Annotated in this window: 2 protein-coding genes; both read left to right on the forward strand. The window is 76.3% G+C overall.

Annotation, left to right across the window (positions count from 1 at the left end):
- On the forward strand, positions 1-9,924 hold a 9,924-nt coding region (locus tag AQJ58_RS45585), incomplete at its 5' end, for a type I polyketide synthase (protein ID WP_159056404.1).
- 79 nt (positions 9,925-10,003) lie between these two features.
- On the forward strand, positions 10,004-11,585 hold a 1,582-nt coding region (locus AQJ58_RS39405), incomplete at its 3' end, for a type I polyketide synthase (protein WP_234360465.1).

Consider the following 11,585-nt stretch of genomic DNA (forward strand, 5'->3'; position numbering starts at 1 on the left):
CTGCTGGAGTCGTGGGGTGTGCGGCCGGATGTGCTGGCGGGTCATTCGATCGGTGAGATCGCGGCGGCGCATGTGGCGGGGGTGTGGTCGCTGGCGGACGCGTGCCGTCTGGTGGTGGCGCGCGGCCGGCTGATGCAGGCGCTGCCGGCGGGTGGCGCGATGGTCGCGGTGCAGGCCTCCGAGGAGGAGGTGCTGCCCCTGCTGGGTGACGAGGTGGGTATCGCGGCGGTCAACGGGCCGCAGGCGGTGGTGGTTTCGGGTGGGGCCGGGGCGGTCGAGGAGATCGCGGGGCACTTCCGTGGCCAGGGCCGCAAGGTCACGGCGCTGCGGGTGAGTCATGCCTTCCACTCGCCGTTGATGGAGCCGATGCTCGACGACTTCCGCGCGGTCGCCGCCGGACTGACGTACGAGCGTCCCCGGCTGCCCATCGTCTCCACGCTCACCGGGGAGACCGCGAGCGCCGAGGAACTGATGTCGCCGGACCACTGGGTGCGGCACGTCCGCCGGGCGGTCCGGTACGCCGACGCGGTCCGCACGCTCGTACGGAACAAGGCCACGCGCTTCGTCGAACTCGGCCCGGACGCCACCCTCACGGCGCTCGCCGGTGCGTTCCTCGACGACGACCGATGCGTCCTGACGCCCGCACTGCGCAAGGACGCCCCGGAGCCGGTGACCCTGCTGCGTGCCGTCGCCGCGCTGCACGCCCACGGGCACAGCCCGGACTGGTCCGCGCTCTTCCCCACCGGCCGGACGGTCGACCTGCCCACCTACGCCTTCCAGCAGCGACGCCTCTGGCTCGATCCGGTGCCCGGCACCGGACGGCGCGCAGGCGGGCATCCGCTGCTCGGTGCCGCGGTGACCCTGGCGGACTCCTCGTCCGTGCTGTCCACCGCCGTGCTCTCCCCCCGCACACACCCCTGGCTGGCCGACCACACCGCCGCGGGCGCGACCGTGCTGCCCGGTGCCGCATACGTCGACTTCGCCCTGCATCTCGGCGCGCTCGTCGGCTGCCACCACGTCGTCGAGCTCGAACAGGAGCGACCGCTCGTCCTCGACGGCGACCGGCCCGTGGAGATCCAGGTCGTCCTCGACAGCCCGGACGAGAACGGCGTCAGGACGTTCTCCTGCCACTCCCGGCCCCTCCCGGCCGCCGACCGCACACAGGACGACGCGCACCCGGACGACCGGCCCTGGATCCGCAACGCCCGCGGTGTCCTCGATCAGGCCGGGGCCCCGCCGGAGCTCCCCGGCCCGGACGCACCGGACGCCGCCTGGCCGCCGCCGGGCGCCCAGGCCCTGACCGCCGACGAGATCGACGAGATCTACGACGCGTGGCGGGACCTCGGGCTGGACCACGGTCCCGCCTTCCGCGGGCTCACCGCGGTGTGGCGGGCCGGGGACCGCGCCTACGCCGAGGTCGCCGTACCCGAGGAATTCCGGTCGGACGCGCTGCGGGTCGCCCTGCATCCCGCGCTCCTCGACGCCGCCCTGCACACGGCGCCCGCGCTCGGCCGTCCCGGCGGCTTCGCCGTGACCTGGCGGGACTGCGCCCTGCACGCGGCCGGCGCGGAGACGCTGCGGGTCGCCCTCCGGTCCCACTCCGACGGCACCCTGCGACTCGACCTCACGGACGATTCCGGCACCCCCGTCGCCACCGTCGACGCGGTCACCCTGACTCCCGTCGACGAACTCCCCCTGACCGCCCCGTCGGCGGCCGGTGACGACCTGTTCGCCGTCGACTGGATCCCCCTGCCGACGGCCGGGACGGCCACGCACCGGCCGACCCTCGCCGTCGTGGGCGCCGCACCGGCCCCGGCCGACACCGACCGCCACCCGGACCCGGACGCCTTCTTCACCGCCCTCGCCGACCCCGGCGCGCCCGTGCCCGACCTGGTCCTCGTCTCCTGGCAGGGAGACGACGCGGAACCGCCCGCCGCCGTACACGAGTCGGCGGCCGCGGCCCTGGAACTGCTCCAGCGCTGGCAGGCCGAGGAGCGCACGGCCGACGCCCGGCTGGTCCTGCTCACCCGGCACGCGGTGGCCGTCCGGCCCGGCGAGCCCGTCGCCGACCTCGCCGCGGCCGCCGTACGCGGTCTGGTGCGGTCGGCGCAGTCGGAGAACCCGGGGTCCTTCCTGCTCGTGGACACCGACTCCGGCACCGACCCGGAGTCGCTCCTCGCCGCCGTCCGCGACGCGGCGCACACCGGCGAGACGGAGATCGCCCTGCGGGACGGCCGCGCCCACGCCGCCCGCCTCGTCCGGCACCACCCGGCCACCTCCGCCACCGCCGCGAGGCCGCTCCTCGATCCGGAGCGGACCGTGCTGATCACCGGGGCGGGCGGCACCGTCGCCTCGGCCCTCGCCCGGCACCTGGTCACCGCGCACGGAGCACGACACCTGCTGCTGACGAGCCGCCGCGGCCCCGAGGCGCCCGGCGCCGCCGAGCTGCGCGCCGCCCTCGAACAGGCCGGGGCCGAGGTGACGCTCGCCGCCTGCGACGTCGCCGACCCCGCCGCGCTGGCGGCACTCCTGGACGCCGTACCCGCACCCCACCCCCTCGGTGCGGTCTTCCACGCCGCCGGGGTGATCGACGACGGGGTCGTCCGCGCGCTGACCCCCGACCGGCTGTCGGCCGTGCTGCGGCCCAAGGCGGACGCCGCCGTGCATCTGGCGCGCCTGACCCAGGACCTGGACCTGTCGGCGTTCGTGCTGTTCTCGTCCGCCGCCGCCACCTTCGGCGGTCCCGGACAGGGCAACTACGCCGCCGCCAACGCCTTCCTGGAGGCGCTCGCCGCCACCCTGCGGGCCCAGGGACGGCCCGCGCTCGCCCTCGGCTGGGGCCTGTGGGCCGAGGAGAGCGGCATGACGGCCGGCCTCGGCGACGCCGACCGCACCCGGATGGCCCGGGCGGGCGTCGCACCGCTGCCCACCGCCGACGCCCTGCGCCTGCTCGACCTCGCCGCGGCGCAGGACCGCCCGGTGCTGCTGCCGGTCCGGCTGGACCTGGCCGCGGCGCGGGCCGCCACCACCCCCACCCCGGCCCTGCTGCGCGACCCCGCCGCCGCCGTGCCCCGTACCGCCCGAGCCGCCGCGACGGGCGGACGCCTCGCCCGTACCCTCACCGCGCTGCCGGCGGCCGAGCGGCCCGGCGCCGTCCTGCGCCTCCTGCAGACGGAGATCGCCACCGTCCTCGGCCACACCCCGGACGCCCCCGCCGCCGACCCCGAACGCGCCTTCCGCGACCTCGGCTTCGACTCGCTGACCGCCGTCGACCTGCGCAACGCGCTGCAACGCCGCACCGGCCTGCGGCTCGCGCCCAGCGTCGCCTTCGACCACCCCACCCCGGCCGCCCTCGCCGCACACCTGCTGCGCTCGCTGCCGGCCGGCGACGGCCCCGCCCGGTCCGCCACCGCCCCGCCGCGCCCCGCGTCCGGCGGCAGCGACGAACCCCTCGCCGTCGTCGGCATGGCCTGCCGCCTCCCCGGCGGCGCCGACACCCCCGAACGGCTCTGGGACCTGCTCGCCTCCGGCGGCGACGGCCTCACCGGATTCCCCGACGACCGCGGCTGGGACCTCACCTCGCTGTACCACCCGGACCCCGACCACGAGGGCACCAGCTACACCCGCACCGGCGGCTTCCTGTCCGGAGTCGACCGGTTCGACGCCGCCTTCTTCGGCATCTCGCCGCGCGAGGCCCTCGCCATGGACCCGCAGCAGCGGCTCCTCCTCGAAGTGTGCTGGGAGGCCGTCGAGCGCGCGGGCCTGGACCCGCGGACCCTGCGCGGCTCCCGCACCGGCGTCTTCGCCGGCACCAACGGCCAGGACTACCCGACCCTGCTGCGCACGTCCGCGGACGACGTCGACGGCTACCTCGGCACCGGCAACGCCGCCAGCGTCGTCTCCGGGCGCATCTCCTACACCCTGGGCCTGGAGGGCCCCGCCGTCACCGTCGACACCGCCTGCTCCTCCTCCCTGGTCGCCCTGCACTGGGCGGCGCGGGCGCTGCGCGCCGGGGAGTGCGACCTGGCGCTCGCGGGCGGCGTCACCGTGATGTCGACCCCGGCCGCGTTCCTGGAGTTCAGCCGCCAGCGCGGCCTGGCTCCCGACGGACGCTGCAAGGCCTACGGCGACGGCGCCGACGGCACCGGCTGGGGCGAGGGCGCCGGGATGCTGCTGGTGGAGCGGCTCTCCGACGCCCGGCGCAACGGACACCGGATCCTGGCCGTGGTCCGCGGCAGCGCCGTCAACTCCGACGGCGCCAGCAACGGCCTGACCGCCCCCAACGGGCCCTCGCAGGAACGGGTCATCCGGGCCGCGCTGGCCGACGCCGGACTCACCCCCGCCGACGTCGACGCCGTCGAGGGACACGGCACGGGCACCGTCCTCGGCGACCCCATCGAGGCCCAGGCACTCCTCGCCACCTACGGCCAGGACCGGCCCGACGACCGGCCGCTGTGGCTCGGCTCGGTGAAGTCCAACCTCGGCCACACCCAGGCCGCCGCCGGCGTCGCCGGCATCATCAAGACGGTGCTGGCGCTGCACCACGGCGAACTGCCGCGCACCCTGCACGCCGACCGGCCCTCCAGCCGGGTCGACTGGGCCTCCGGCGCCGTCCACCTGCTGACCGAGGCCCGGCCCTGGCAGCGGGAGGAGGGCCGCCCCCGCCGCGCGGGAGTCTCGTCCTTCGGGTTCAGCGGCACCAACGCCCACGTCATCCTCGAAGAGGCCCCGGCCGCGTCCGCCACCGGCGCCCGGCCTCCCGCCCGTCCGGTCACCCACGCCACGACCGCCTGGCCGCTGTCCGGCCGCACCCCCGAGGCGCTGCGCGCCCAGGCCGAGAAGCTGCGCGACCACGCCCTGCGCCACCCCGAACTGTCCGCCGCCGACCTCGGCCACTCCCTGGCGACCACCCGCCCCGCCTTCGAACACCGCGCGGTCCTGCTCGGCACCGGACGCGACGACCTGCTCGCCGAGCTGACCCGGCTCGCCTCCGGCACGACCCCGCCCGACGGGACGGGCACCGCCGCACGCGGCGGACGCACCGCCTTCCTCTTCACCGGACAGGGCGCCCAACGCCCCGGCATGGGCGCCGACCTGTACGCCGCCTTCCCGGTCTTCGCCGACGCCTTCGACGAGGTGTGCGCCCACTTCGGCGCCGACGTCCTCGGCACCGCGCTGCGCGAGGCCGTCCTCGGCGACGCCGGAGCGCTGCTGGAGCGCACCGGATACGCGCAGCCCGCCCTGTTCGCCCTGGAAGTCGCCCTCTACCGGCTCGTCCGCAGCCTCGGAGTGACCCCCGACCACCTGTTCGGCCACTCCATCGGCTCCCTGGCCGCCGTGCACGCCGCCGGAGTCCTCACCCTCGGCGACGCCTGCGCCCTGGTCGCGGCCCGCGGCCGGCTGATGGACGCCCTCCCGGCCGGCGGCGCCATGGTCGCCCTCCAGGCCACCGAGGAGGAGGTGCTGCCCCTGCTGGAGGGCCACGAGCACCGGGTGGGCCTGGCCGCGGTCAACGGCCCCCGCTCGCTGGTGGTCTCCGGTGAGGAGGACGCCGTACGGGAGGTCGCCGCCCGCATCGAGGAGCTGGGCCGGCGCACCAAGCGGCTGCGTGTCAGCCACGCCTTCCACTCGCCCCTCATGGAGCCCATGCTCGAGGACTTCCGCGAGGTGGCCGCCACGCTCCGCTACCACGAACCGCTCATCCCCGTGGTCTCCGACGTCACCGGCCGGCCGGCCGGACCCGACGAACTCGCCTCGCCCGACTACTGGGTCCGGCATGTGCGCCAGGCCGTCCGCTTCCACGACGGCGTGCGCGCCCTCCAGCAGGCCGGCGTCCGCCACTACCTGGAGATCGGCCCCGACGGCACGCTCACCGCCCTGGTCGCCGACGCCGTCACCGACCCCGCCGGCACCAGCGCCGTCGCCCTGCTGCGCCCCGGCCAGGACGAGACCGCCACCCTGCTCGCCGGTCTGGCGCGCGCCCACACCCAGGGCGTCGACGTCGACTGGAGCGCCGCCACCGGCGGCACCGGCCGCGTCGTCGACCTGCCCACCTACGCCTTCCAGCGGGAGCGCCACTGGCCCACCACGGCCGGCCGGAGCGCGTCCGACCTGGCCGCGGCCGGCCTCGCCGACGCCGGACACCCGCTGCTCGGCGCCCGCGTCGACCTCGCCGACGGCCACGTCTTCACCAGCAGGCTCTCCGTCACCGACCAGCCGTGGCTCGCCGATCACGCCGTCGGCGGCACCACCATCCTGCCCGGCACCGCCCACCTCGACCTGGCGCTGCTCGCCGCCGAACGCGTGGGATGCGACCGCATCGCCGAACTGACCCTGGTCGAACCGCTGCTGCTCGCCGCCGACCAGGCCGTCACCCTGCACCTGCGGGTCGGCGCCCCCGACGCGGACGGCAACCGCCCGCTCGGCGTGCACTCCCGGCCCGCCGACGCCGGCGCCGACCGGCCCTGGACCCTGCACGCCGACGGCATCCTCGCCCCCGGCGCCGGTCCGGAACCCGAGGGTGCCCCGCTCGCCGACTGGCCGCCCGCCGGAGCCGAGGAACTCCCCGTCGACGACACCTACGACCGCCTCGCCGCCGCCGGGTTCGACTACGGACCCGTGTTCCAGGGGCTGCGCGCCGCCTGGCGGCTCGACGGCGACGTGTACGCCGAGATCGCCCTGCCGGAGCAGGCGCACGCCGACGCCCACCGCTACGGTCTGCACCCCGCGCTGCTCGACGCCGCCCTGCACGCCACCGCCTTCCTGCCGCTGGACGACTCCGCGCCCGGCCGGCTGCCGTTCTCCTGGCGGGACGTGACCCCGCACGCCACCGGCGCCACCGCCGTCCGCGTCCGGCTCGCCCTGAGCGGCGAGGACACCGTCGCCCTCGACGTGGCCGACGTCACCGGGCGGCCCGTGGCCTCCATCGGATCGCTCACCCTGCGAGAGATCGACCCCGAACGGCTGCGCGCCCGGCCCGACCGGGGCGCGGGCGACCTGTTCCGCCTCGACTGGCAGCCGCAGCCCGCCACAAGCGGCCGGCCGGACCCCGACCCGCTCACCGTCCTCGGCGACGCCGCCGGCCGGGAGTTCGCCGCCCTGCTCGACGCCGCCGGGATCCCCGCCGATGTCACCGAGGCCGCCGACCTCACCGCCCTGGCGGCGACCGCGGACGACACCGCACCCGGCACCGTCCTCGCCGTCCTGCCCCACCACGACGGCCCGCTCGACGGCGCCGGACACGCCGCGGCAGGGCACGCCCTCGCCCTCGTCCGGCAGCTGTCCGCCGAGCGACGGCTGGACGCCACCCGGCTCGTGCTGGTGACCCGTGAGGCGCTCATGCCGGACGGACCCGCCGGACCCGGGGTGCGCCACCCGGCCGCCGCATCGGCCTGGGGCCTGGTCCGGTCGGCGCAGTCCGAGCACCCCGGCCGGTTCGTCCTCCTCGACACCGACACCGCCGCCGCCTCACTCGCCGCCCTGCCCACCGCACTGGACGGCACGGACGCCCAACTGGCCCTGCGCGAAGGGACCGTGCACCTCCCGCGTGTCGCCCGCACCGACCCGGACGCCGCCCTGCGGCCCCCGCACTCCACCCCGGGTTCCGCCTGGCGGCTGGACATGGTCCGCAAGGGCACCCTCGACGGCCTGGACCTCGTCGCCGCCCCCGACGCCGAACGCGCCCTCGCCGACGGCGAGATACGGATCGCCGTCCGCGCCGCCGGCGTCAACTTCCGTGACGTGCTCAACGCCCTCGGCATGTACCCCGGCCCGGCCCGCGACTTCGGCCTGGAGGGCGCCGGGGTGATCACCGAGGTCGGCCCCGGCGTCACCGGCCTCGCCGTCGGCGACCGCGTCATGGGCATGTTCCCCGCCGCCTACGGACCCGTGGCGGTGGCCGACGCCCGCACCGTGGCCCGAGTCCCCGACGACTGGACCTTCGCCCAGGCGGCGACCGTACCGATCGTCTTCCTCACCGCCTACTACGCCCTCGTCGACCTCGGCGGCGTGACCGAGGGCCAGACCGTCCTCGTGCACGCGGCGGCCGGCGGCGTCGGCATGGCCGCCACCCAGCTCGCGCGCCACCTCGGCGCGGAGGTGTACGCCACCGCCGGCCCCGGCAAATGGGACGCCCTGCGCGCCGCCGGTCTGGACGACCGGCACATCGCCTCCTCCCGCGACCTGTCCTTCGAGGCCGCCTTCCGCGCCGCGACCGGCGACCGCGGCGTCGACCTCGTCCTGGACTCCCTGGCGGGCGAGTTCGTCGACGCCTCCCTGCGACTGCTCACCCCCGGCGGACACTTCCTGGAGATGGGCAAGACCGACGTCCGCGACCCCGACGACGTGGCCGCCCGCCATCCCGGCGTCCAGTACCGGGCGTTCGACCTCATCGAGGCCGGACCCGACCGCATCGGCGAGATGCTCACCGCCCTCGTCGACCTGTTCGCGACCGGAGTCCTGACCCCGCTGCCGGTCACCCCGTGGGACGTGCGCCGCGCGCCGGAAGCCTTCCGCCACATGTCGCAGGCCCGCCACATCGGCAAGGTCGTCCTCACCGTCCCCGCACCGCTCGACCCGCAGGGCACGGTCCTCGTCACCGGCGGCACGGGCGGCCTCGGCGCCCTGCTCGCCCGCCATCTGGTCACCGAGCACGGCGTACGTCACCTGCTGCTCGCCTCCCGTCGCGGACCCGCCGCCCCCGAGGCCGCCCCGCTCGTCACCGAACTGGAGGAGCTCGGCGCCGAGGTGCACGTCCGGGCCGCGGACGTCGCCGACCGCGACCAGGTCGCCGCCCTCCTCGCCTCGGTACCCGACGCGCATCCGCTGACCGCCGTCGTCCACACCGCCGGAGTCCTCGACGACACCGTCGTGGACCACCTGACCCCCGAGCGGCTGGACGCCGTACTGCGCCCGAAGCTGGACGCCGCCGTCCACCTCCACGACCTCACCCGCCACCTCGACCTGAGCGCCTTCGTCCTGTTCTCCTCGGTCGCCGGCACCCTGGGCGCCCCCGGCCAGGCCAACTACGCCGCCGCGAACGCCTTCCTCGACGCCCTCGCCGAACACCGGCGCTCCCTCGGCCTGCCCGCCCTGTCCCTGCCCTGGGGACCCTGGTCCCAGGCCACCGGCATGACCAGCGGCCTCGGTGACGCCGACATCCGCCGCATGGAACGCGCCGGACTGCCGCCGCTCGCCCCCAAGGAGGGCCTGGCCCTCTTCACCGAAGCCCTGGACCAGCCCGCGGCCGTGCGCCTGCCGATGGCGGTCGACACGACGCGCCTCGGGGCCGAGGGCCCGGTACCGCTCCTGCTGTCCGGCCTGGCCCGGACCCGACGCGCCGTCGCGCAGCACACACCGGCCACCCGGCCGGGCGGCGGCGAGGACCTCGCCGCCGCACTGTCCCGGCTCGACGCCGCCGACCGGCACCGCAGGCTGGCCGAAGAGGTCTGCCGGCAGGTCGCCGCCGTCCTGGGGCACGCGTCCGCCGCCCGGATCGACCCGGAGCAGTCCTTCAAGGAACTCGGCTTCGACTCGCTCACCGCCGTCGAACTGCGCAACCGGCTCAACGCCGCCACCGGAGTGCTGCTGCCCGCCACCCTGGTCTTCGACTACCCCACCCCGACGGCGCTCGCCGACCATCTGAGCCGGGAGCACTTCGCGGCCGGAACCGACCCGGCCGCGCCGGGCACGGCCACCCCCCGTCCGGGCGAACCCGACGAGGCGGCCCTCCGCAAGCTGCTGACCTCCATCCCGATCACCAGGTTCCGCGAGTCGGGGCTGCTGGACGCGCTCATGGAGCTCGCGTCGGCCCCCGCCGCCCGGCCCGGTCAGCAGCCGCCGGCCCCGGCCGACGGCGCCGACGTGGACGTCGACGACATGGACGTGGACGACCTCGTCCGGATGGCCCTGGGCGCCGACGACTGAGCGTCACCGCCCCCGTCCCGATCCCTCCAGCCCCGACTGGACCCCTGTCTTCATCGAAGCGCGAAGTGTGGAGCTGAGCATGTCCTCCGAAAAAGTCGTCGAAGCCCTCCGTGCCTCGCTCCGGGAGAACGAACGGCTGCGCAAGCACAACCAGCGGTTGCAGGAGGCGATGACCGAGCCGGTCGCCATCGTCGCCATGGCCTGCCGCTGGCCGGGCGGAGCCGACACCCCCGAGGACTTCTGGCGGCTCCTCGCGGACGGCACGGACGCCATGACGGGCTTCCCCACCGACCGCGGCTGGGACCTCGACGCGCTGTCCGGCTCCGAGGGCACCGACGGCGGCAGCGCCACCGGCCAGGGCGGCTTCGTCCACGGCGCCGACCGCTTCGACGCCGACTTCTTCGGCATCTCACCGCGCGAGGCCCTCGCCATGGACCCCCAGCAGCGGCTGCTGCTGGAGGTCGCCTGGGAGACGGTGGAACGCGCGGGCATCGCCCCCGCCGCCCTGCGCGGCAGCAGCACCGGTGTCTTCGTCGGCGCCAGCAACCAGGAGTACGGCTCCGTCCTGCGCGACGTCCCCGACGGCGTCGCGGGCCACATCCTCACCGGCAACACCGGCAGCGTCGTCTCCGGACGGGTCGCCTACACCCTGGGCCTGGAGGGCCCCGCCATCACGGTGGACACGGCCTGCTCCTCCTCCCTGGTCGCCCTGCACCTCGCGGCACACGCCCTGCGGGCCGGAGAGTGCTCCCTGGCCCTGGCGGGCGGTGTCGCCGTCATGTCCACCCCCGGCGCCTTCGTCGAGTTCAGCCGCCAGGGCGGCATGGCGGGCGACGGCCGCTGCAAGCCCTTCGCGGACGCCGCGGACGGCACCGGCTGGGGCGAGGGCGCGGGCCTGCTGCTGCTGGAGCGGCTGTCGGACGCCCGGCGCAACGGGCACCGCGTGCTGGCCGTCCTCCGGGGCAGCGCGGTCAACCAGGACGGAGCGTCGAACGGCCTCACGGCGCCGAACGGTCCTTCGCAGCAGCGGGTGATCCGAGCGGCGCTGGCGAGCGCCGGGCTGTCGACGGCGGACGTGGACGCGGTGGAGGCCCACGGCACGGGCACGACACTGGGCGACCCCATCGAGGCACAGGCCCTGCTCGCCACCTACGGACAGGACCGCGAACAGCCCCTGTGGCTCGGGTCGGTGAAGTCCAACATCGGCCACACCCAGGCCGCGGCCGGCGTCGCCGGAGTCATGAAGATGGTGCTGGCGCTGCGCCACGGCCTGCTGCCGCGCACCCTGCACGCCGGCACGCCGTCCACCCACGTCGACTGGTCGGCGGGTGACGTACGCCTCCTGGACGAGCCACGCGACTGGCCCCGGACCCAGGACCGTCCGCGCCGCGCCGGAGTGTCCTCCTTCGGTATCTCGGGCACCAACGCGCACGTGGTGCTGGAGGAGGCCGAGGAGACCGAGCAGGCCCAGGAGGCCGCCGAGCCCGCCGGCAGCGGTGGCGGAGTGGTGCTGTGGCCGGTCTCGGCGCGCGGAGAGGAAGCGCTGCGGGCGCAGGCGGCGAAGCTGCTGGACGGGATGCGGGGTTCCGCCGCCGACGTGGGCCGGTCGCTGGCCGTGACGCGGTCGGTGTTCGAGGACCGTGCGGTGGTCGTGGGTTCCA

The sequence above is a fragment of the Streptomyces sp. DSM 15324 genome (assembly GCF_001514285.1).
Lineage (GTDB): Bacteria > Actinomycetota > Actinomycetes > Streptomycetales > Streptomycetaceae > Streptomyces.